This is a genomic window from Moraxella lacunata, assembly GCF_002027545.1.
Taxonomy (GTDB): Bacteria; Pseudomonadota; Gammaproteobacteria; order Pseudomonadales; family Moraxellaceae; genus Moraxella; species Moraxella lacunata.
This window is the reverse complement of the sequence record NZ_MXAN01000008.1, coordinates 17,992-39,899: the sequence shown is the minus strand read 5'-3', so window position 1 is coordinate 39,899 and position 21,908 is coordinate 17,992. Positions and strand designations below refer to the sequence as shown.

20 protein-coding genes are annotated in these 21,908 nt (G+C 45.5%); 8 read left to right on the top strand and 12 right to left on the bottom strand.

Annotation, left to right across the window (positions count from 1 at the left end; all coding sequences use genetic code 11):
• Nucleotides 1–55 precede the first annotated feature (55 nt).
• A complete protein-coding gene (locus tag B5J94_RS01540) occupies nt 56–1,732 on the top strand; it encodes a fructose-specific PTS transporter subunit EIIC (protein ID WP_211271036.1) in 1,677 nt (558 codons plus the stop codon).
• Between the two features lie 106 nt (nt 1,733–1,838).
• Here the strand turns inward: B5J94_RS01540 and B5J94_RS01535 are convergent, their stop codons facing one another.
• The 6 genes from B5J94_RS01535 to B5J94_RS01510 all read right to left on the bottom strand — a co-directional run bounded on the left by B5J94_RS01535 (nt 1,839) and on the right by B5J94_RS01510 (nt 7,219).
• A complete protein-coding gene (locus B5J94_RS01535) occupies nt 1,839–2,507 on the bottom strand; it encodes a hypothetical protein (RefSeq protein ID WP_062500087.1) in 669 nt (222 codons plus the stop codon).
• Nucleotides 2,508–2,547: 40 nt separating this feature from the next.
• Nucleotides 2,548–3,129, bottom strand: a complete 582-nt coding sequence (locus B5J94_RS01530) for a hypothetical protein (RefSeq protein ID WP_062500089.1) — start codon at nt 3,127–3,129, stop codon at nt 2,548–2,550.
• 181 nt (nt 3,130–3,310) lie between these two features.
• Entirely contained in the window at nt 3,311–3,442 is a 132-nt protein-coding gene (gene cydX / locus B5J94_RS01525) for a cytochrome bd-I oxidase subunit CydX (protein ID WP_065256512.1), read from the bottom strand.
• A gap of 10 nt (nt 3,443–3,452) precedes the next feature.
• Nucleotides 3,453–4,592 carry a cytochrome d ubiquinol oxidase subunit II gene (cydB, locus tag B5J94_RS01520; protein WP_062500091.1) on the bottom strand — a complete coding sequence of 380 codons (1,140 nt, stop codon included), beginning with the start codon at nt 4,590–4,592 and terminating at the stop codon, nt 3,453–3,455.
• 2 nt (nt 4,593–4,594) lie between these two features.
• Nucleotides 4,595–6,199 (bottom strand): cytochrome ubiquinol oxidase subunit I, encoded by a 1,605-nt coding sequence (locus B5J94_RS01515; RefSeq protein WP_062500093.1) that lies wholly within the window; start codon nt 6,197–6,199, stop codon nt 4,595–4,597.
• 330 nt (nt 6,200–6,529) lie between these two features.
• On the bottom strand, nt 6,530–7,219 hold the full coding sequence (locus B5J94_RS01510) for a pirin family protein (RefSeq protein ID WP_062500095.1): 690 nt from the start codon (nt 7,217–7,219) through the stop codon (nt 6,530–6,532).
• A gap of 164 nt (nt 7,220–7,383) precedes the next feature.
• Between B5J94_RS01510 and B5J94_RS01505 the strand changes: the two genes are divergently transcribed.
• From B5J94_RS01505 to B5J94_RS14010, 4 genes are all read left to right on the top strand, one after another.
• On the top strand, nt 7,384–7,869 hold the full coding sequence (locus B5J94_RS01505) for a WG repeat-containing protein (protein ID WP_062500097.1): 486 nt from the start codon (nt 7,384–7,386) through the stop codon (nt 7,867–7,869).
• A gap of 12 nt (nt 7,870–7,881) precedes the next feature.
• Nucleotides 7,882–8,199, top strand: a complete 318-nt coding sequence (locus B5J94_RS14885; protein WP_062500098.1) for a WG repeat-containing protein — start codon at nt 7,882–7,884, stop codon at nt 8,197–8,199.
• A gap of 39 nt (nt 8,200–8,238) precedes the next feature.
• Nucleotides 8,239–8,778, top strand: a complete 540-nt coding sequence (locus B5J94_RS14880) for a WG repeat-containing protein (protein WP_373280031.1) — start codon at nt 8,239–8,241, stop codon at nt 8,776–8,778.
• A 176-nt stretch (nt 8,779–8,954) separates the two neighbouring features.
• A complete protein-coding gene (locus B5J94_RS14010; protein WP_158081026.1) occupies nt 8,955–9,116 on the top strand; it encodes a hypothetical protein in 162 nt (53 codons plus the stop codon).
• Nucleotides 9,117–9,364: 248 nt separating this feature from the next.
• Here B5J94_RS14010 and B5J94_RS01490 read toward each other — a convergent pair whose 3' ends face one another.
• Nucleotides 9,365–10,651 (bottom strand): FAD-dependent monooxygenase, encoded by a 1,287-nt coding sequence (locus B5J94_RS01490; RefSeq protein WP_062501516.1) that lies wholly within the window; start codon nt 10,649–10,651, stop codon nt 9,365–9,367.
• 231 nt (nt 10,652–10,882) lie between these two features.
• Between B5J94_RS01490 and B5J94_RS01485 the strand changes: the two genes are divergently transcribed.
• Both B5J94_RS01485 and recR read left to right on the top strand, forming a co-directional pair.
• The gene (locus B5J94_RS01485) at nt 10,883–11,215 is read left to right on the top strand and encodes a YbaB/EbfC family nucleoid-associated protein (RefSeq protein ID WP_029104022.1); all 333 of its coding nucleotides are present in this window, start codon (nt 10,883–10,885) and stop codon (nt 11,213–11,215) included.
• Nucleotides 11,215–11,808, top strand: a complete 594-nt coding sequence (gene recR / locus B5J94_RS01480; protein ID WP_062501518.1) for a recombination mediator RecR — start codon at nt 11,215–11,217, stop codon at nt 11,806–11,808. The genes B5J94_RS01485 and recR overlap by 1 nt, the downstream gene beginning before the upstream one ends.
• 529 nt (nt 11,809–12,337) lie before the next feature.
• On the opposite strand, the gene B5J94_RS01470 is transcribed toward recR, so the two are convergent.
• From B5J94_RS01470 to B5J94_RS01450, 5 genes are all read right to left on the bottom strand, one after another.
• Nucleotides 12,338–12,982 (bottom strand): hypothetical protein, encoded by a 645-nt coding sequence (locus B5J94_RS01470; protein WP_062499994.1) that lies wholly within the window; start codon nt 12,980–12,982, stop codon nt 12,338–12,340.
• Between the two features lie 118 nt (nt 12,983–13,100).
• The gene (locus tag B5J94_RS01465; RefSeq protein WP_062499991.1) at nt 13,101–14,126 is read right to left on the bottom strand and encodes a type I glyceraldehyde-3-phosphate dehydrogenase; all 1,026 of its coding nucleotides are present in this window, start codon (nt 14,124–14,126) and stop codon (nt 13,101–13,103) included.
• Nucleotides 14,123–16,027 carry an AAA family ATPase gene (locus tag B5J94_RS01460; RefSeq protein WP_079363882.1) on the bottom strand — a complete coding sequence of 635 codons (1,905 nt, stop codon included), beginning with the start codon at nt 16,025–16,027 and terminating at the stop codon, nt 14,123–14,125. The genes B5J94_RS01465 and B5J94_RS01460 overlap by 4 nt, the downstream gene beginning before the upstream one ends.
• 5 nt (nt 16,028–16,032) lie before the next feature.
• A complete protein-coding gene (locus B5J94_RS01455; protein WP_228144492.1) occupies nt 16,033–18,342 on the bottom strand; it encodes a site-specific recombinase in 2,310 nt (769 codons plus the stop codon).
• A gap of 292 nt (nt 18,343–18,634) precedes the next feature.
• Nucleotides 18,635–20,407, bottom strand: coding sequence for an acyl-CoA dehydrogenase C-terminal domain-containing protein (locus B5J94_RS01450; RefSeq protein WP_062499987.1), 1,773 nt, complete (start codon nt 20,405–20,407; stop codon nt 18,635–18,637).
• 319 nt (nt 20,408–20,726) lie between these two features.
• On the opposite strand from B5J94_RS01450, the gene B5J94_RS01445 reads away from it, so the two are divergent.
• Nucleotides 20,727–21,488 carry a Slam-dependent surface lipoprotein gene (locus B5J94_RS01445; RefSeq protein WP_062500910.1) on the top strand — a complete coding sequence of 254 codons (762 nt, stop codon included), beginning with the start codon at nt 20,727–20,729 and terminating at the stop codon, nt 21,486–21,488.
• Nucleotides 21,489–21,908 lie beyond the last annotated feature (420 nt).

Genomic DNA, 21,908 nt, shown 5'->3' with positions numbered 1-21,908 from the left:
CTAAGTTTAGACTTAATTGAATTTTAAAATTTAAAAAGAAAAATAGGCAAACCCTATGACGAACAAAACTTATGCCATTAGCGTGGTGGATGATTCTGCTTATGGCTTGCTCATTGCCAAGCAGTTGGTTGCCAGTTTGCAAAAAAATGGCATTGATGCACAATTTATTACAGACAAAAACACCGCTCATGGTGTGAGCGTGGTCATCACTGATGATGAGCGAGCTAGTACCGAGCAGGTCATTTATCTAAATCAGCACGAGCTTGACTCAGCCAAATTTGGCGATGTGGATTATTTAAAAACACTGCTTACGCCTAACCAAACCGACCAAGCGGTTTTAAAATCGGCAACTTCATCGGTGCGTAACATCGTGGCGGTAACCGCTTGCCCGACAGGGGTGGCCCACACCTTTATGTCGGCAGAAGCTATTGAGAACTATGCCAAAGCACAGGGCTGGAACATCAAGGTAGAGACCCGTGGGCAGGTTGGCGTGGGTAACGCTATTACGGCAGACGAAGTGGCACAGGCGGATTTGGTGTTTGTGGCGGCGGATATTGACGTGGATTTGTCCAAATTTAGTGGCAAAAAAATGTACCGCACGTCCACAGGACTGGCACTCAAAAAAACCGAGCAAGAATTTGCCAAAGCCTTTGAGCATGCAAGCGTTTATGGTGGCACCCAAAGTGCAAGCACGGCAGGCGAGAGCGATGAGAAAAAAGGGCTGTATAAGCACCTAATGACAGGCGTGTCGCATATGTTACCATTGGTGGTGGCAGGTGGTTTGCTCATTGCCATGTCCTTTATGTTTGGCGTGGAAGCCTTCAAAGATGAGAGCATTGCCTTTGGCTTACCAAAAGCACTCATGGACATCGGTGGGGGCGGTGCATTCGCCTTGATGATTGCGGTGTTTGCCGGCTATGTGGCGTACTCTATCGCTGACCGCCCCGGTTTGGCGGTGGGTTTGATTGGTGGTATGCTTGCCAATACCGCAGGGGCGGGGATTTTGGGTGGTATTATTGCTGGCTTTTTGGCAGGTTATACGGTCAAGTTTTTAAATGATGTCGTCAAACTACCTGCCAGTTTGACGTCCTTAAAGCCGATTTTGATATTGCCGTTATTGGGTTCGCTCATTGTTGGTCTGCTTATGGTCTATGCCATTAATCCGCCTGTGGCGGCACTCATGACCACCCTAACCGAGTGGCTAAAAACCATGAATGACACCAATGCCATTATCTTGGGGCTGATTTTGGGAGCGATGATGTGTACCGACATGGGTGGTCCTGTGAATAAGGCGGCCTATACATTCTCGGTGGGTATGATTGCCTCAGGAGTGTTTACACCGATTGCGGCGGCAATGGCAGGGGGTATGGTGCCGCCCATTGGCATGGCGATAGCGACGTGGATTGCCAAAAATAAGTTTAATGACAATCAGCGTAACGCTGGCAAAGCGTCCTTTGTGCTGGGTCTGTGCTTTATCTCAGAAGGGGCGTTGCCCTTTGTGGCGGCTGACCCTGCTCGTGTGATTATCGCGTCTGTGGTCGGTGGGGCGTTGGCAGGGGCGATTTCTATGGGGCTTGGTATCGGGCTACAAGCACCGCATGGCGGACTGTTTGTGATACCGTTCGTCTCACAACCGCTCATGTATCTGGTGGCTATCACGGTTGGCAGCGTGGTAACTGGCGTGCTGTATGCCTTTATCCGCCAAAAAGAACCGCAAAAAATGGTGGCATAATGATAAAAACCCTGTCGGCTGGCAGGGTTTTTGGTGTTATAAAAATTGAACGGTAAAAAATCGGACAGTCTCCCGTCCGATTTTAATTTAGGTTGTTTTGTTAGTTTTATTTTAGTATTTCTCTAAAAGTACCGTCTGTGTTCATGCGTAGCAACATTTTGGCACGGTCAGTATCTAGTGATGCCTGCCAGAAACGGTCTTGGTTTGGCACGAACAACACATAACTCACCACGCTTGGCACTTCTTCAATAGGGGTCAAGTCGTCTTTTTCCACTGTTTCGTTGTATAGCTTGATGAATTTGTCCGCTACGTCAGCAAAACGCAAGTCGTGCATTGGTGTTAGGTTTGGTTCTAAATCGCCACCGCCAGAGAGTTGAACAGGAGTGGGTTCGCTCCATTTGCCGTCTGACCATTTGTAGATGTAGTTATCAATATTCTCAGGCTTGTCGGGGTCTTGGATGTCAATGCTGATTTGGATGTCAGTAAAATTAACGCCTTGGAAGAATTTTAACTCCTTGCCTGCAAATTGGGGCAGTGCCAGCAGTTCATCTTGAACTTTTTGTAGTTTTGCTGCATCTGTCAAGGGATGAACGGTTGTGGCAGGAGTCTCTTCTGCTGTGGCGACATCAACGGCAGGCTCGGTTGGGGCAGGTTGTGTTGTTGGCGTTGCTGGTGTTTCGGCTGTGGTTGGTGCTGGCGGGGCGGTTTCTGTTTTGTCACCGCCACAGGCAGTCAATAGAGCAACCAAGCTCAGTGGTAGGATTGCTTTTTTCATGAGAGTTATCTCCTTTGGGTTAAACGAAATTTAAATAAAATTAGGCATTATCCTGAGTTGGGGTCTTGGCAGGTTTGCGACTACGGGTAAGCAGATGACGACCAAGTAAGCCAATCATGCCCATGATAATCCATGAAATCCCTGCCTGCAACATCGCATCATCGCCAAAAAACTCAGCTTGTTTGTCCGCTTTGATTTGGGCTTTGGTTGCCATCTCTTGGTAGGTGATGACCCCTGTACCATTCATGACGATGTCATAAGTGATGTTCTCATCAGTGGCATCATATTTGGCGGTGATTTGTTCTTCTAGGACGCTCTCAATGCGAGACTGCTCCAAATCATGGTCTAGTCGTAGCTTGACCATCTGTCCTGATGTTGGCTGTACGTCCAGCTCATAAAACTGCTCGGCGCTGTTTGGTCCACGGCGACGTTTGGTCTCTAAGGTAACATCACGACCTTCAACCACTTTACCCTCAACCACACTTAGGGCGGACTCTGCGGGTATGCCACCGCCTGTACTGGCATTGTGATTGCTAAAAAAGTGCATGCCCACCAAGCCAATACCACCAAACAAGAATAAATAAGACACCAAAAGAATTTTGGCAAAAATATTTTTTAACATGACAGTTACCCATCCATGAATTAGACAAATGGGTATTATATATCGTCGGGGGGTGCGTCAAGCGGTAATTGATAATTTTTATTTACCAAATCGGTTTTATTGATGATGACTTTTGCGGATAAAAATAAAAAATCGGACAGTCTCCTATCCGATTTGAATTGATAAAAAGCATGAATTAACCTTACCCATCCCGCTCCTTATCCTTACCATAGAACGCTTCTTCTCGGCTGTCTTCAAACTCTACCCACACGGCACTGATAATCGCTAGCAGTACGGCAAAGCCTAACCCCAATATCCATGCAAAATACCACATGAGTTATCTCCTAATATAGTGTATGTTCGTTTTCTTTGATGTAAGCCTTGGTAACCTTGCCCCGCATGATAGCGTACGCCCAGCTCGTGTAGCCGACCACCACGGGCAGGATAAACACCACCACATAGACCATGACCATGAGTGTAAACTGGCTGGACGTGCTATCCCACACGGTCAGGCTCGAACGGGGGTCGGACGATGACGGCATATAAAAAGGGAACAAAGCCACGCCTGCGGTCATAATCACCCCAAGCACGCCCACGCTAGACAGCACAAAGGCAGTCAAGGTACGTCCTGCCCGCATGACAAGCACTGCCACGATAGGCATGACAACGCCCAAGGCAGGAAACGCCCACAATGCCCCATGAGCCTTAAAATTGGCAAGCCACGCCCCCTGTTCGGTGATAACGGTCTTACTTGTAGGGTCAATCAAGGCGTTTTTGTCCACCGAACTGGTGATGACATAGCCGTCAAGGTTTGCCACCCAAAAGCCTGCCAGTACAAATAGCACCGACATGATGACGGCGGAGATAGTGGTTAATTTTTTGGTGCGAGCTTGAATGTCATCGACTGTGCGATGAGCCAAATATACCCCGCCTTGGGTTATCATCATAAAGGCACTCACCAGACCGCAGAGCAGGACAAAGGGCGACAGCAAACCCCAAAACGAGCCAGTATAAGTAGAGACAAGCTGATTGTCAAAACTAAATGGCACGCCCAAAAACAAGTTGCCAAACGCCACCCCAAAAATCAAGGCAGGCACGAACGAGCCGATAAACAGTCCCCAGTCCCATGCCATCCGCCAGCGCTCATCTTTGACCATGCTACGGTATTTAAACCCCACAGGGCGAAAAAATAACGCCCACAGTGCCGCCATTAACGCCCAATAAAACCCGCTAAATGCCGTGGCGTACAGCAGGGGCAAGGCAGCAAAAATCGCTCCTCCTGCACTGATGAACCACACCTGATTGCCTTCCCAGTGAGCCCCAATGGTGTTGATGACCACACGCCGTTCCTTGTCGGTTTTGCCGACAAAGGGCAATAGACTACACACGCCCATGTCATGACCGTCCATGATTGCAAAGCCGATGAGCAGGATACCGATAAGTAGCCACCAGATGAATTTTAGGGTTTCATAATCAAATAACATGGTTATACTCCTTTAAATTCATTGGGGTTGATGATGTTTTTGTCGCTTTTTTCGCCAAAATACCGCCCTGTGCCGAGACTGGCAGGGTCCAGACGGACGTATTTTTGCATCAGATAAATCTCAATGATAAACAAAATGGTATAAAACACCACAAAGCCAATCAGCGACCATATCACATTGCTAATGGCGATGTTCGACACCGACAAATGTGTCGGCAATACCCCATACACCGTCCACGGCTGACGACCATATTCGGCAACGAACCAACCTGCTTCGGCAGCTATCCAAGGGGCAGGGAGCATGATGACAGCAAATTTTAATAGCCATTTTTTCTCCATAAAATTACCCTTAATGGTAAAAAATAGCGATAAGGCAAACAGCACCAGCATCAAAAAGCCCAAACCGACCATAATACGAAACGTCCAAAACATGGGTGTTACCCTAGGAATGGTGTCATTTGTAGCACCAGCGAGCATCTCTGGGGTTGTTTGGGTAACGTCATGGGTGTATTTTTTGAGCAATAAGCCAAAACCCAAATCGTTTTTGTGGTGTTCAAATTGTGCCAGTGTCTCAGAACTGACCGTCTGACCTACTGCCATGCTCTCACGCATTTCATCTAAGGCACTGACCGCAAAAATACCGCTGACGATGCGTTCTTTGTTAATCTCTTTAATATCACTAATGCCCAGTATCTTTTTGTCAAGTGAGCGTGTGCCAATGATGCCCATGGCGTAGGGGACATGTACGGCAAAATCGTTTTTTTCTTCTTTTTCATTGATGAGTGCCACGATATTAAAACTGGCAGGGGCAGGTTCGGTCTCCCACATGGCCTCCATTGTGGCAAGTTTGGTCTGCTGAGCCAGTCCGATGGAGTAACCAGATTCATCGCCCAACACAATGGTGCTACAAATGGATGCAAAACCAAAAGCAGCCGCTACATGAAAACTGCGTTTGGCAAAGGCGACATCTCGTCCTTTTAGCAGATACCAAGCCGACACCGACAGTACAAACATTGCTCCAACCACATAGCCTGCTGAGACGGTATGGACAAATTTATTTTGGGCATCAGGGTTTAATAGGATTTGGGTAAAACTGGTCATCTCCATTCGCATGGTTTGGTAGTTAAATTCTGCCCCCACAGGGTTTTGCATCCAACCATTGGCAATCAAAATCCACAAAGCAGACAGGTTTGTCCCCAGTGCCATGAGTATGGTTGTGATGAGATGCTGTACACGGCTCATACGCTCCCAACCAAAGAAAAATAGCCCAACCATTGTTGATTCTAAGAAAAAAGCCATCAAACCTTCAATGGCAAGCGGAGCTCCAAACACATCGCCAACATAATGCGAATAATACGCCCAGTTCGTACCAAACTGAAACTCCATGGTAATCCCTGTGGTAACACCCAAAGCAAAGTTAATGCCAAAGAGCTTACCCCAAAAGCGAGTCATGTCCTTCCAAATCTGTTTGGCTGTGATGACATACACCGACTCCATGATGACCAATAGCCATGTCATGCCAAGTGTTAAGGGGATGAATAAAAAATGAAATAAAGCAGTAACGGCAAATTGTAGCCGTGAGACATCAACCAAAGACTCGGTAATCATAGGTTCACCAGTGTAATAATAATCGCTTGTTTTATTAAAATATAAGAATAAATGACAAGCAAGCAAATAAGGGCATTGATAAAAATATTGATGATGCCAAAAATGACGAACACACCCCAAATGGACATGCAACAATTTTGGGTAATTTTGTGATTAAAAATCATTTTTGTCAAGGCGAAAACTGTTGATAAATGGTTAAATATCATTCATTTTAAATACATCAATCAAACTCTCAAACAAAACCCCCAACAAAACCCCCAACAAAAAAACAGACAAGTCAAACTTGTCTGTTTTAAAGTAAGTAAAAAGAGTAAAAACGCCATGCCAAATCTACGACATCGGCAAATCAAACAACAAAAATTCTGTAAATTCATCACTTTGGGCGATGGCTTGGTTTTCATCAATCATCGCCACCGCATCGCCTGCTTGATACCGCTCGCCATTTATCGTGATAGACCCTTTGGCGACTTGTAGCCAGTAAGCTCTGCCTTTATCAAGGCTCACGACTTGCTCGCCGTCCAACTGATACCGCCACAGTTTCATGTCTTGATACACCACAAACGACCCACTCTCCCCTGTGGGCGACAGGATTAGCGTACCGCCCATATGGTCATCAAACTTTGCCTGTTCATAGCGTGGGGTTATGCCCATGCGGTTGGGCATTATCCAGATTTGGTACAGATGTAGCTCGTCCGTGTCGCTCGGGTTAAACTCCGAATGACGCACGCCCGTCCCTGCCGACATGAGCTGAAACTCGCCTGCTGGCACGGTCTCGCTGTTGCCCATGCTGTCCTTGTGAGCGACTACCCCTGATAGCACATAGGTCAAAATCTCCATGTCCTTGTGTGGGTGCATACCAAAGCCCATGCTCGGGGCTATCCAGTCTTCGTTGATGACACGCAGGGCAGAAAAGCCCATAAAATTAGGGTCATAATAGTCGGCGAACGAAAAGCTATGGCGACTTGTTAGCCAGCCATGCTCGGCAAAACCACGCTCGTGCGACAGTCTAGGGATAATCATAAAAATACCTGATGTTTTTAAAATTCATCCCATTATAAATCTTTAAAAGTGGTAAATAAATAGCGGTTTGGTTGATGTATCTTTTCTTAATAGGAAAAATAAAACACGCTTGTCAATATCGCCTAAATTGATTATGATAACCCCACACTTTTTGGGAGATTATCGTGAATATCAAACCCCTTATTTTTGCCCTATCCCTTTTACCCCTATCCGCTTTGGCGTGTGAAAAACCACAGGTAACGGGATATGATTTGGTTGATTGTTTAATAGATGATTTGGCGATTGTACAGAAAAACAACAAATACGGTTTTGTTGATAAAAAAGGCAAGATAGTCATTCCTGTTCAGTATGATTTGACTTGGGGTTTTGAAGAGGGCTTGGCGAGTGTTAAACAAAACGACAAATGGGGATTTATTGATAAAACAGGCGAAGTGATTATCCCCTTTAAATATCAGATTGCTGGTCTTTTTATTGATGGTTTGGCTGTTGTAAAATTAGATAATAAATATGGCTTTATTGATAAAACAGGTAAAACAGCCATGCCTTTTCAATACGACTACGCTTCTTGGGGGTTTGAAAATGGTAAAGCCAAAGTATCATTAGACGGCGAAAACTTTTATATAGACAAAACAGGCAAACGCATTGACTAAAAGGATAAAATGATGAAAACACTTATAAAACCTTTAATGCTCGCTTTGTCCCTTTTGCCCCTATCCGCTTTGGGGTGTGAAATGCCAGAGATGTCAGAGTATGATACTGTGAGTTGCTTGGTGGATGATTTGGCAAAAGTGGCAAAAAATAATAAGTGGGGATTTGCCCATAAAAATGGCAAGCAGATTATTCCTATCCAATATGATGATGTTTTGGATTTTAAAGAAGGTTTGGTGGGGGTAAGTCAAAATGGCAAATGGGGATATATTGATAAAACAGGCAAAATGATTATTCCTATTCAATATGACTTTGCTTTTAACTTTTTATAAGGTCTAGCAGGCGTAAATCAAAATAACAAATGGGGTTTTATTGATAAAACAGGCAAGATAATTATCCCTTTTTACTATGATGATGTCAGAGCTTTTTCAGAAGGCTTGGCAGGGGTAAAACAAAATGGCAAATGGGGTTATATTGACAAAACAGGCAAGGTGGTTATTCCCATTCAATACAATGATATTAGAAATTTTTCGGAAGGATTGGCAGGCGTTGAGCAGGATGGTAAATGGGGTTTTATAGAAAAAACAGGTAAAGTGGCGATTTCCTTTCAATATGATTATGCTGAGAGATTTTCAGATGGCTTGGCAGGAGTAGAACAAAATGACAAAAACGGCTTTGTTGATAAAACAGGGAAAGTTATCATCCCTATCCAATATGATTATGCCGAGAAGTTTTTGGATGGTTTGGCAAAAGTAAAACAAAATGGTAAATATGGTTTTGTAGATAAAGCAGGCAAAGCTGTTATTCCCATTCAATACAACCATGTTTGGGATTTTGTAATGGATAAAGCCATTGTTGAATTAAATGGTGAAATATTTTATATCGACAAAACAGGCAAACGCATTGATTAAAACAAAAGTGCCAAATGGACATTTTGATTTTTACAGCTAACAAATTTGAATTTTATTAGGGCGTGTTGAATATTTATTTACAATGAAAAATGAGAAAAATCGCACGTTTTTTAAGGAAAAAACGCAGGTTGATAGTCGTTCTACACTCAATAAACTTTAAAATTGCTACAAACGCAATGATGTTTGGATATAGGGGCGTGCTGTGCACGCCTTACACGGTACTGTCATCAAAGGGTGTACTCAGCACGCCCCTACAAACCCGTGGTAAATATCAAGTTGGCTGGGTGTATCAGACAAGTTTTTATTATGAAAAACAATCCGACCACTTAATCAGGTAAATTTTAAGATTTTCACTTAATTTTTTAAATTAAGTGGTCGGATAGCCATTTTTCATGCAAAAATTGATTGAAATTGTCAATTTTTCATCTTATTTTATAAAAATGTTATCAATGTTCAACACGCCCTAGCTGTATATCTAAATTGTAAATAGTGTTATAAAGGTTTAACACGCCCTGCTTGTTATAAAGTTGAGAATGGGGTTGTCAATTTAAATGTATTATTGTACAAAAGCAGGCATGCCAAACCGTCAAGATTTTAGCCCCATTGCATAGGTAGCAACCATCGGTTTGACAAAGGGGATTTTGTCAAAGGCGATCAGCCCGACATTACGAGCGACTTTCATGACAGGGTTGGCACTGGTAAAACTGCCAACAACAGTGTCGCAGAATTTAATCACTCGCTTTTGGTCGGTTTGGCGGGATTGTTCATAGCCTAGTAGGCGGGCTTGATTGCCAAAGTCGGGGGTGGTCATGCCAAATTTACCGCTTTGGGCGTTTTGTAAGTTCTTGCCCAGTAGTTTGGCAAGAGCGTAGGCATCTCGCAAGCACAGGTTAAAGCCTTGACCTGCCACAGGATGTAGCGTGTGAGCGGCATTACCCATGAGAACGCAGCGACCGATGACCTGCCGATGAGCCAGTACCTTGGTCAAAGGGTATGCCCCACGTCTGCCTGCTTGTATAAACTGCCCTGCATCCGTACCAAACACTTGTTGCAGTGTCGCCAAAAAGTGAGCGTCATCATGCAAGTAGGCGTGTTCATCGCCTTTGGGGCAGATAAAGACGACCGAACGGCGATATTTGCCATCTGTGCTGTCGGGTAGGGGTAGCACCGCCAACGGTCCGGCAGGGCTGAATTTTTCAATGGCGACATGTTCATGTGGCGTGTCTGTCTCAACCACGCCAACGATACCCACTTGCCCATAATCATGACAGTCCGCTCCCACGCCGAGCATGTGGCGAGCAGGCGAGTGCTGACCATCGCACGCCACGACCAGTGGGGCAGATAGCTGAATAGCACCGTTGCTCGTGCCGTCATCTTGGCTAATGGCAGTAACATGAGCCATGTCGTCATCTTGGCTAATGGCGGTCACTTGGGTGTTATCATGCAGGCGTATATAGGGGCTTGCTTTGACTGCTTGGAGCAGTACCCGCCCTAGCCATGCGTTTTCCATGACAAAGCCAAAACTCTCAACGTTCTCCGCTTGTTTGTCAAGTGTCGCCCGTCCAAAGCTACCAAGCTCGCTAATCAGCACCTTATCAATACGGCAGGCGTGGCTGTCCAACTCATCCCACAGCCCAATCTCATGATAAATCTGCACGCTACGTCTGGATAAGGCGGTGTTACGACTGTCTAGATAAGACTGGCGTTCACGGTCTTGGTCGGGAGCGATGGTCGGGTATTTGACTGTCTCCAACAGCGTGCTATAAATGCCTTGATGAGCCAAAAGCAGGGCAAAGGACAGTCCGACATGACCGCCACCGATGATGATGACGTGGTTGTGCTCGGGCGTGGTATCGGGGTGTGGGGCTGTCATGACCGTCTCGCTGGATAAATGGATGGGTGTATTATACTTTAATCTCAATTTAAAATGATAACTTATTGATTGCTCATAATTATTTTTGGGTCGTAGGGGCGAATCATATTCACCCTTGATAAATCAAGCACTTGTATAAAGCTGAGAGTGGGGTATATTATATAACAATTTCCCATTAAGTTAAAATTTTGTTATAATGGCTAACTGTATTATTATCCTTTGGAGTTTATGATGAACATTCAAGCACTCATGCAACAAGCCCAAGCCATGCAAAAGCAGGTTGAGCAAAACGTTGAATCCGCCAAAAAAACCCTTGCCCAAAAAGAAGTCCAAGGCGAGGCAGGTAATGGGCTGGTAAAAGTGACCATGACAGGTCGCCATGTGGTCAAACGCTTATCTATCGACCCAAGTTTAATGGGTGATGAGCCTGACATGATTGAAGATTTGGTGGCGGCCGCCATCAATGATGCAGTACGCCAAGCAGATGAGCTATCGGAGGAAATCATGGCAGGGGCGACCACAGGCATGGGTCTGCCTAAGGGCATGCAGGGGCTGTTTGGTTAATGCTCACCCCCAAATTTGACCAACTGGTCAAAGCCTTACAAATCCTACCGTCTGTCGGACAAAAGTCCGCCCAACGCATGGCGATAGAACTACTGTCCCAAAAACGCCCCCAAGGCTTGGCACTTGCCTATGCCTTGGAGATTGCCATGAATGAGATTAAAGAATGTCAAATCTGCCATTCATTTAGCGATGATGACATCTGCCCCATTTGTGCCGATGTTCGCCGTGATGACAGTCAGCTGTGCGTGGTGGAGCGTGCTTCCGATGTGGTGGCGATTGAGCAAAGCGGGGCGTATCGTGGGCGGTATTTTGTACTGGGCGGTCATCTGTCGCCCTTGGACGGTATCGGGGCGGATGATTTGCACATGGATGAGCTGGTGGCGTTGGTCAAAAAATCCGCCATCAGTGAGCTGATTCTTGCCACGGGGGCGACGGTCGAAGGTCAGACCACCGCCTTTTTTATCCATGATACCCTAAAAGCCCACGTGGATAACATCACTCGTCTCGCCCAAGGCATTCCCATGGGTGGGGAGTTGGGTTATGTCGATAGCCTAACCTTGCACCAAGCCCTACAAAATCGGGCATTTTTATAACTAAATTTATCAGTTTAAGTTACACCCGAGAAACTTTAAAATTACCACAAACATAATGAAGTTTGGGTGTAGGGGCGTGCTGTGCACGCCTATAAAAACTGGCATGTTATAAAAGGATGTGCGGAGCCAGTCCCTACAAAGCCTGTGGTAAATATTAAGTTTGTTAGGTGTAAGATGAAAAATTGACAATTTCAATCAATTTTTGCATGAAAAATGGCTATCCAACCACTTAAATTTAAAAATTGAGTGAAACTCTTAAAATTTACCCAGTTAAGTGGTCGGATTGTTTTCTGCGTCAAAAACTTGTCTGATAGAAAAATCACAACCTTTATTTCTTTGAAAAACGTGCGATTCCCCTGCTTTTTTAAACAGGCATTTTTCATTGCAAACACCAAAGGTAGGCACGCCCTAGCCAAAACGGTTGGGATTATCCAACCGTTTTTTAATGCGTGGGTTGCTTGAAATACAAAGGACGATTATTTTGTCAAATTATCTTGGTAAAAGTGTTATGGATAAAACACCCAAGCCCCTAAAACCGCTCTTGTGCATGCTCCATGATTTTATCACGCAGGGCATGGTTTAGGTATGCCATGGCTTGGGGGGTGGTGTGCCTGATGTGATTTAGGATTTGGGTGGTGGCAAGGGCATGACTGTTGGGCAGGCGAGTGTAGCTATCGCTGGGCGTGATGATAAATTCATCATCGGACAAATCAACGCTCACCAGCTCCTTGGCGGTGTTTTTGTGCAGGACATTGACGTTGCCTGACAGTAGGATATTGTCAATCTCATCAGCGACTGCTTGGGTGATGTCACGCTCATCGGTGGTCTGACTGTCTTTGGCGGTATTGGTAAATTGCAAATGCAGAGCAAGGGGGAAATCATCCCACACGATGACGGTCGTGCCTGTGATTTTGATGTGGGTGGCAGGGCTTAAGCTGTCGGGACTGACCCCAAAAATCGCACACGCCTGTGCTGTGGTTACTTTGTCATTCATCCGCCCAAAAAAGTCGGTCAAAGGCTTTTGAGCTTTTAACTCATCGCTTAGGCGGTCATAATGAGCCAATAGCATGAGTGGCAAATCCTGCTCACAGATGAATTTGTCTATCTTGACATTATGCACCCGAAACGGCACGTCATCAGTCAGTACTTCTTGTAAAATAAAACGGTCAGTCATGTTAATACGAGTGTTAAAAACGCATAATATAGCACACTATCGGCATTGTTGCATGGCTGTTGTGTAACTCTTTGTTTTTGGGCTGTTTTTGGGCTGTTTTTGGGCATGGATGCTGGGATTATTTTGCTTTGCTTAACGCCACACACATATCCAGCAAGCGATTGGCATAGCCGACTTCATTATCATACCATGCAAGAACTTTAAATTGGCGACCTGCCTGCATAAGCTGAGAGCCGTCTATGATGAGCGAATGGGTATCGCCGATAAAGTCAGATGAGACAAGCGGTTCATCGGTATAATCCATAATCCCGTGCAGACGGTGTTGGCTCGTGTGTTTGAGTAGTTCTCTGATGTCGTCAAGGGTAGGGTCTTTTTCAAAGATGACCGTGATGTCAATACAGGCAACGTTCACAGTCGGCACTCGAATAGAATGCCCGCTTAATTTGCCTTGTAAAAACGGCAACACCCGTACAGTGGCGTTAATGCTACTTGATGTGGTGGGAATGATGTTTTGCCCTGACGCTCTTGCCCGTCTTAGGTCTCGGTGAGCTTGGTCTAGCACCGTTTGGTCGGCGGTTACGGCATGAATCTCGGTCATCATCACGCTGTCTATGCCATAGACTTGCAAAGTGTGCAGTAGGGGAACTAGGGCTTGGGTGGTGCAGGACACGCCTGAGATGATGGGCAAATCGGTGTGTAGTATCTCATCATTGACCCCCATGACCACGCTGGCATCCACGGTATCAAAGGGGGCAGAACCGATGATGACTTGTTTTGCTCCTGATAAGCGGTGCAAACTGGCGTCATCATAGGAGCGAAAATGCCCTGTGCATTCTAGAATCACATCAATGTCAAGCTCGCCCCATGCGATGTCGGTGGGGCTTTTTTGGTTGAGTAGTAATATCTGGCATAGGACTTGCCCGTTTTTTTGTAAAATCAAACGGTCATCTTGTAGATGTGCATCCACACCCAGTCTGCCGTGCGTGCTGTCAAATTTTAATAAATGCAGGAGCGTGTGAGCGTCTGCGATGTCATTGATGGCGATGATGTCAAGGCGGTCAAACCTTGTGATGTCGGACAGATACGCACGCAGTAGCATTCGCCCAATACGTCCAAAACCGTTGATGGCAAGGCGAAGTGTCATGGCTTATCCTTGTTGGTGCTACTGTTGGTTGTTTTGCTGTCATCTGACGTGTCTGTTGTATCGGCTTTATCGGTTTTGGAGATGTCCAAAAATGCCAACGCCAACCTTGCGATGTTATAATAACCATTGCCTTTACCACTCATCTCCACGATGGGTTTGAGCTTGACGCCGCCTTCAAGTTCGCCTTGGGCATCGAGCTTATCATAGATGGCTTTGATGGCGTGTAGCTCGTCATCACTGGGGGCAAAACGCAGGTAGTTGTCTTTGCCATCACGCTCGATGAGCTGAGTGATGTGGCTGATGATGGTGGATTTGGCAAGCTCACGTTTCTGTGCTATCTCATCAAGGCTTAGACCTTCTTTGATGAGTGCTAGGGTCTCATCTAGGGTTTTGCCAACTTGGGTGGGTGATTTGCCTTGGGTTTGGTTGGCGTTGATGTGCTGTTTGCGGGCTTGCTCATCTTTGACTTTTTGCAAAAGTTTTTCTTGGCGAGCGATGATGGTATCATCAGTAATACCATCACAGGCGATAATGAACTGTTTGTGAATCTCGCTTAGGGTGTCATCATCTAAGGCGTAGAACTTTTCGGCTTGTTCGTCGGCAATCTCTAATAGACGGTTATTGACGTGAAACACCCATTCATCTAACAGTAGGCTATTTTTATTCATACCAAGGAGCTTTAAGCCGTCCAGTGACCGCAGGCGAGAGAGAGCGACATAGCCTTGCCCCATCTCAAAGGTGCGAGATAAGTCAATCTCGGCAGCGTCTAGGGTCATGCCTTGGCTTTTGTGAATGGTGATTGCCCATGCTAGGGCAAGGGGGATTTGGCTGTAACTGGCTAATATCTCGCCTTGGTTGTCTTCTATCGTCCACTCATCAGGCTCGGCATAGACCATGCGACCATTGTCGAGTCGTATCATGGGATATTTGATGGTGCTGGTAGGCTCGTCACTGCCATCAATGTTTGCTTGTGGCAGGGCGATAAAATCAACCACTTCGCCCATCGTGCCATTAGAGACACTAAGGTTTTGGTTGTTTTTGACAAACATGACCCGAGCCCCGATTTTTAGGGTCAAAGATGGGGCGGCTTTGACGTTTTTGGCAAGCATTTCTATCAGGGCTTTATCGCCATAGGTGGTGCAGTCAAAGGTGTGAGCGTCGCCATCTAGTAGGGCAAGCTGTTCTTGGTTGATGCTATCCACATTGCCATTATGAGTGTACAGACGTGTACAATTGTCGCTGATGTCGTTATGGCGAGTGCCAAGTAGGATATCTTGGGCAAGGGCGTCCACGTCCTGATGGCGGATTTGGTTCAAGATGTCATTTAGACTCATGCCAAACCGTTCACGCTCATCATGCCCTGCTTGGCGGTGCTGTTCTGATAGGTAGCAGATTTGAAAATTGGCGGTTTTCCATGCCTTTGCCATAAAGGCAAACTTCTCCTTGTTGCTCTCACCCTTGTTACCAACAGGGGGCAACTGAAAAAAGTCGCCCGAGAAAATCACCTGCACCCCACCGAAAGGGGCGTCATTATCACGAATGGTGCGTAAAATCTCGTCCAGCAAATCTACTTGTTTGGCATGGAGCATGGAAATCTCATCAATGATGAGTACCTTAGCGTCTCTTAGGCGGTCGGTCACGGCTTGGCGATATCTTAGGCGTTTAAAATCTTCATCGGTAAAGCTGTCTTTGATACCCATACCAGACCATGCGTGTATCGTCATGCCATTCATGTGCGTGGCGGCAATGCCAGTGCTGGCAGTGATGGCAGCTGAGATGCCACGCACTCGCAGGTAGTGAATGTACTGGTTTAGGACATAGGTTTTGCCTGCCCCTGCCTGCCCTGTCAAAAAGACGTTTTGTCCTGTTTTTAAAATATCAAGTGCGGTACTTTGTTTCATGGCATTTACTTTGGTAGTTGTGGCGGTTTGTCAGGCTTGGGTAGTGGGTTTTTGGCATTGGTCTCACTGTTCATGTCAAGCCCCATCTCGCCCGCCTGAGCAGGCTTGTCATCTTGCTTGACTTTATCGAGCATGCCTTGGCTTAGGTCGGTTTTGGCGACATTGACCGCATTTTGGATGTCTTTTAGGGGGTCTGTTTTTTTACTGCCTAGGCGACGAACGACCGAACCACTAGGAATGGCAGTTTCTTTGACGTTGTCATCATAAATAATCCGTCCTTCGCTGTCAATGCGTGCGTATTTGACACTTTCATTTCTAGGAATGAAAAAGTCCCGTGGGCGCGAGATGAAATGTTTGAACATCAGCTCGCCCAAATCTTTCCACTGGCTAAAATGTACTTCTTTGGAACGCAGGGCAATCATGAGCGACAGCGAAAAACTAACAATCAGGTTCACCATACCGATGAGTAACACGCCAACAAAGGCATATAGGGCAAGTTGCCATGTCAAATCAGTAGGGGATAAGAAAAACAGTCCATGTACAAGGTTGGCGGAGGCAAAGGCGATGTGGCGAATGTCAAGTGGCAGTCCAAGCATATAGCCGATGGTGGCGGTACTGCCCAAAAAACAGCCAAAGATAAAGTTACCCATAATCGCCCCAAGATTGGCTTCTACAAAACTGCCAAGACGATTTTGCCAGTTTTGGGGCATGAGACGGGCAAGCAGGCGATGACGTTTGACCCGCTCACCGATTTTATTAAAGGCGGCAAGGTTGTCATAATACCCCGAGATAAGTCCTGATAGGAACAAAAATACCCCAGCGATGGCAGCGTGTGGCAAGGAGAGTGAACGCAAGGGGTCAAGCTCGTGAAGTAGATAAGCAGCCTTTTCAGTGTTAATCATCGGCTCGCCATAGAACTGCACCCAGCCAAAGGCGATAAGTAGGGCGATGGGCATGGTGATGGAGATGTTGCCCATGATGGCGATGAACTGCGTTCTTAGGATATCAACAATGAGTTCGGCAAGTTTGGTCAGCTGTTTGGTTTTTTTGTTGCCACTCTCGGAGATGGTGGAGGCGATGGCGGCGGCGGTCATGGCAGGCTGTTTGGTGGCGACCGTTCCCCCTGCGATGTGAATGCCGACAAAGCCAAGCCCATAAATCATGCTGTTCATGAACGCCTTGCCGATGGGGGCAAGGACAAGCGATGAGCCTAGGATTTTTAAGGTTGCCATAAAGGCGATGAAAAATCCGCCAATGGCTGCCTTTTTGTACATTTTTTTGTAGCCGAGCTTGTCGGTGCTGATGTAATGCTCGCCCACTTGACCTGAGTTTTCGGTGATTTTACGAGACAGCAGGCGGGTGTTGTTTTTGATGAGATAGCCAAAGCTGTATCGAGTTTTGGCGGTGCGGACAATCTCTTGGGTCAGCTCTACGATGGCTTTATCACGGCTTTTATTTTTGTCAGAGACAAGTTCAAGTAAGATGTGCATGCGATGAATGCTTTGCTCTAAGCGAACGAGCATGTTGGTCATGCGAATGGAAATGCCTGTTTTGTACACTCGTTTACGAATGTTTGCCACGATGTCACTGCATTGCTCTAACATGACGAGCAAGGGGGCAGGGTCAATGTCCACATCAGGCATGGTGTCGGTCATGGCGTCCAAGTTATGGGCTTGACGGTACTGATTGACGAACAGGACGGTTTCTTGGTTTTGGGCGACAAAGGCGGCGGTGTAGTTTAAAATCTGCGGATAGGTATCCATCATCTCGGTGTGTAGCCCAATGCCACTGATGCGATAGGATAAGATGACCAAGGCGTTTAGTATGCTGTTTTTAGCACTGGCGACCAGCTCTAAACTGCTCTCATCAACCTTGATAAGTTCCACCAGCTCATCCCAATGCTCAGGCGTGATGAGTGATAGCCATTTCTCATCGGTCGCCCCGTCAAAGAGATAGTGGGCAAGTTCCACCACCGAGTCTTCTTTGGGCAGTAGGGGCAAAAAACGATGTCCTATCAAGCGGTTAATGCTGTGTGAAAAGCTGTCATCAGAGATAATGCCCGTATCTGCATAGAGTGTGATACGCTGATAACTGTCTGTCAAACGCAGGATGAATGCCGCCAGTCCTGCACCATATTCAGGATTTTCTTTTAGGATGTCAATGAGTTCACGGATTTTGGCATTGACCGCTTCTTCATCATCACCCGTCACTCTTAGGGCGTCAATGAAACGTTTCAAAGACGCAGGTTCGGGCAACTCTTGGAGTAGGCTGATGTATTGTAAAATATGGCGTAAGTCAGAGCTATGGTCTAGCAAAAGGTTGTCCTTAATGAGTATTTAGATAAACGGACTATTTTAGCACAGTTTTTGGGGATAATTATAAAGCGATGAGCGATTTTTCTTATTTTTCATTGCAAATGCCAAAGGCGGGTACGTCTTAAATATGTTCTAAAATAGTGAGAGATTTTTTTTGTGGTTTGATAAAATGACAAATTAGGTTGTCTTGCCTATTTAATGGAACTTGTTGGTAAAGACAACAAAATAAAAATCGGGACATTCGCCCGATTTTTATATGATACAAATATATGCTACAAATTTATCGCAAAATTTACCCAAAAAATCCTTCATCAAACGCCATGATGCTATCCGCCCCGTTTTTTGCCATGACTGCATGAGCGTGCAGGCGGGGCAGGATACGAGCGACAAAGTAGTCGGCGAGTCGGACTTTATCGGCATAAAAATCTCCGTCCTTATCCGCACACGCCTTGACGGTCAGCACATACATATAAGCATAGCACAGATAACTCACTGTGTGTAGATAGTCCACCGCCGAGCCGTTAATGGCGTTGGGGTCATCGCTTGCACTTGTGATAAGCTCGGCAGTCAAGTCCGCCACCGTATCGCACGCCCTTAGTGTATCAACCTTTAATGGGCTGTCGGACAGGGCATTGGCGGACGCTCTGATTTCATCAATAAACGCACTCATCGCTCGTCCACCGTCCTTGACGACTTTTCGCCCGAGTAGGTCTAGGGCTTGAATGCCGTTGGTGCCTTCATAGATTTGGCTGATACGGGTATCACGCACGATTTGCTCCATGCCCCACTCTTTGATATAGCCGTGTCCGCCAAACACCTGCTGGCAGTCAATGGTCGCATTAAATGCCATGTCGGTCAAAAACGCCTTGGCAATCGGGGTCAGCAGGGCGACCTTGGCGGAAGCTGATTTTTTGGCATTGTCATCATCGGAGAACTTAGCGGTATCAAGTTCACGAGCCACATACATGGCAAAGGTGCGAGAAGCCACGCTGTTTGCCTTGGCGTTTAGAAGCATACGGCGTACGTCCGCATGATGAATGATGGGGTCGGCAGGTTTGTCAGCATTTTTAACCCCGTCATCGGCTCGCCCTTGTAAGCGGTCGTGGGCATAATTGCAAGCGTTTTGATAAGCAAGCACGCTCGCCCCAAGCCCTTGGAGTCCCATCGTAACTCGCTCATAGTTCATCATGACAAACATACTTGCCAAGCCTGTATTCTCCGCTCCCACCATATAGCCTGTGGCGTTGTCAAAGTTCATGACGCACGTGGCGGACGCTTTTATGCCCATTTTGTGTTCAATAGACCCTGCTGTCACACCATTACGCTGACCTAACGTACCATCTGCATTGATTAAAAATTTTGGCGCGATAAATAGTGATATGCCTTTTGAACCTGTTTTGGCATTGGGCGTTTTGGCAAGTACCAGATGAATGATGTTATCTGTCAAGTCATGTTCGCCTGCACTGATAAAAATCTTAGTACCACTAATGGCATAAGAGCCGTCAGCGTTGGGGACAGCTTTTGTTTTGATAATCCCCAAATCCGTCCCTGCGTGTGGTTCAGTCAGACACATCGTCCCCGACCACTCGCCACTGTATAGCTTGGGCAGGTACAGAGCCTTTTGTTCATCGCTACCGCTTGCCAGTAGGCACAATGTCGCCCCTACAGTAAGGTTAGGATATAGAGCGAATGATTGGTTGGTGGCAAACAGCATCTCTTCAGTGAGCATACTTACCATTTTTGGCATGCCTTGCCCGCCATATTCAGGGTCGCCCCCAAGCCCAATCCACCCAGCATCAGCATAGGCTCTAAATGCGTCTTTAAAGCCCTGTGGCGTGGCGACTTGTCCGTCTCCAAGATAGCTTGCCCCTTCTTCATCACCTGATTGGTTTAGGGGCAACAGCGTGGACGTGGCAAATTTTGCCATTTCGTCCAAAATCATGTCCACGGTGTCGCCATCCACATGGGATAGGGCAGGCGTGTTTTGCCAAAAGGTTGGTGCATCAAAAATGTCGTTTAACACAAAACGCATTTCATCAAGAGGGGCGGTATAAGATAGGGTCATGGCGATGTCCTTGTGTCCGTTAAAAATAGAAAGTGAAAAATCATGATAAAATTTAACCAAAAAACCGCCATTTGGCAAGGGCTGATTTGAACTGATGGGTCATTTATAAATATGTTGATAAAATTATTGTTATATTGTATTGCAAGTGTTATTTTTTTATTAGACTTCTTTCCAAACCCCGATTTTTGTGGATTTTTAAAAACTTCAACCCCAATACTTATAAAGGTTTATTTTTAGTTTGGAAAGAGATTTATTGTATATTAACATTGTTTGGAAATTCTCAAACAGGTTTTTATTTTAGTTAAATAAGGTAATACGCATGAAAAAGTTTGCACTATCTATTTTGGCGGTGTCATCATTGGCTTTAACGGCTTGCGGTGGCGGTGGTAGTTCTGAGGCGGTAACAGGTGGTCAAACCAATCCCACCACGCCTGTGGTTAAGCCAAACCAACCAAGTAACCCACAGCCTCCTGTAACTACCAGTCAGTACACAGGTAAATCAGCAGTTATCAATACAAAAACAAATACAGACGGCGATATTGTGGCTATCAGCACTGATAACATTAATACCTTAAAAGTAAATGGTAAAACTTTTACAATCGGTCAGTCAGGCATCTCTTCTGGTACTTTTAGCGATATCAATCAAAAAGACCTGCACACAGTCATCAGTGGCACGCACATGACTCATGCCAAATACGGCTTTGTTCGTGATAAAAACGCCCAAATGGAATATTATTTTTATCAAGGCGACCAAACACCTGTAGCAAATATTCCAAAATCGGGTGTGGTTAACTATACAGGTCGTTCAACCTATGCTTGTGAAAAATGCAATGGTGAACACATTAAGGGTACATCTAAGTTTACTGCCGATTTTGGTAAAAAGACTTTGACTGGTAATATCAGTAATGAGCGTGCTAATGTTGCACTAAATGCCAAAATCTCTGGCAATACATTTAGTGGTAAAAATAGTGCAGGCACTCAGACCGAAGGTGCGTTTTTTGGTAAAAATGCCGAAGAAGTAAGTGGCATTTACCTAAATAATGGTCAGGCTTTTGCTGGTGCATTTGGTGCGAAAAAATAATCATCAAACCATCGGTGGCAAAACCCCAACAGATTCATTATCAGTTGGGGTTTTGATTTGGGTAATGGGTTTGCCTATCGGTCTATAAATCATAAAATAGCGAAACTTGAAAAATATAACAACAATCAAAAATCATTCTCATTTAATGAGTATGAACAATCGTTTTCTAATTTTTAATTAAAATTCTAAAAAGTAAATCGTTGATTTTGGTTATTTTTATGGCATAAATTTTATATAAATTATTGATATTTATGGTATTTTTAAAAATGACTTATAAGTTTACAAAATAGTATTGCAATTTTTATTTTATAAATAATGCACAAAAAATGATTTTACAATGATGGTGATTTTTGTGAATATTTGCTACTTTATGCTGTTTATCTATCAATCAATACCGTCTATCGGCAGTTTACAATGTAA

Bases quoted from the DNA above. Each gene is read 5' to 3' on its own strand.
- B5J94_RS01540 (WP_211271036.1), top strand. From the start codon at position 56: ATGACGAACAAAACTTATGCCATTAGCGTGGTGGATGATTCTGCTTAT.
- B5J94_RS01535 (WP_062500087.1), bottom strand. From the start codon at position 2,507: ATGAAAAAAGCAATCCTACCACTGAGCTTGGTTGCTCTATTGACTGCC.
- B5J94_RS01530 (WP_062500089.1), bottom strand. From the start codon at position 3,129: ATGTTAAAAAATATTTTTGCCAAAATTCTTTTGGTGTCTTATTTATTC.
- cydX (WP_065256512.1), bottom strand. From the start codon at position 3,442: ATGTGGTATTTTGCATGGATATTGGGGTTAGGCTTTGCCGTACTGCTA.
- cydB (WP_062500091.1), bottom strand. From the start codon at position 4,592: ATGTTATTTGATTATGAAACCCTAAAATTCATCTGGTGGCTACTTATC.
- B5J94_RS01515 (WP_062500093.1), bottom strand. From the start codon at position 6,199: ATGATTACCGAGTCTTTGGTTGATGTCTCACGGCTACAATTTGCCGTT.
- B5J94_RS01510 (WP_062500095.1), bottom strand. From the start codon at position 7,219: ATGATTATCCCTAGACTGTCGCACGAGCGTGGTTTTGCCGAGCATGGC.
- B5J94_RS14885 (WP_062500098.1), top strand. From the start codon at position 7,882: ATGAAAACACTTATAAAACCTTTAATGCTCGCTTTGTCCCTTTTGCCC.
- B5J94_RS14010 (WP_158081026.1), top strand. From the start codon at position 8,955: ATGATGTTTGGATATAGGGGCGTGCTGTGCACGCCTTACACGGTACTG.
- B5J94_RS01490 (WP_062501516.1), bottom strand. From the start codon at position 10,651: ATGACAGCCCCACACCCCGATACCACGCCCGAGCACAACCACGTCATC.
- B5J94_RS01485 (WP_029104022.1), top strand. From the start codon at position 10,883: ATGAACATTCAAGCACTCATGCAACAAGCCCAAGCCATGCAAAAGCAG.
- recR (WP_062501518.1), top strand. From the start codon at position 11,215: ATGCTCACCCCCAAATTTGACCAACTGGTCAAAGCCTTACAAATCCTA.
- B5J94_RS01470 (WP_062499994.1), bottom strand. From the start codon at position 12,982: ATGACTGACCGTTTTATTTTACAAGAAGTACTGACTGATGACGTGCCG.
- B5J94_RS01465 (WP_062499991.1), bottom strand. From the start codon at position 14,126: ATGACACTTCGCCTTGCCATCAACGGTTTTGGACGTATTGGGCGAATG.
- B5J94_RS01460 (WP_079363882.1), bottom strand. From the start codon at position 16,027: ATGAAACAAAGTACCGCACTTGATATTTTAAAAACAGGACAAAACGTC.
- B5J94_RS01450 (WP_062499987.1), bottom strand. From the start codon at position 20,407: ATGACCCTATCTTATACCGCCCCTCTTGATGAAATGCGTTTTGTGTTA.
- B5J94_RS01445 (WP_062500910.1), top strand. From the start codon at position 20,727: ATGAAAAAGTTTGCACTATCTATTTTGGCGGTGTCATCATTGGCTTTA.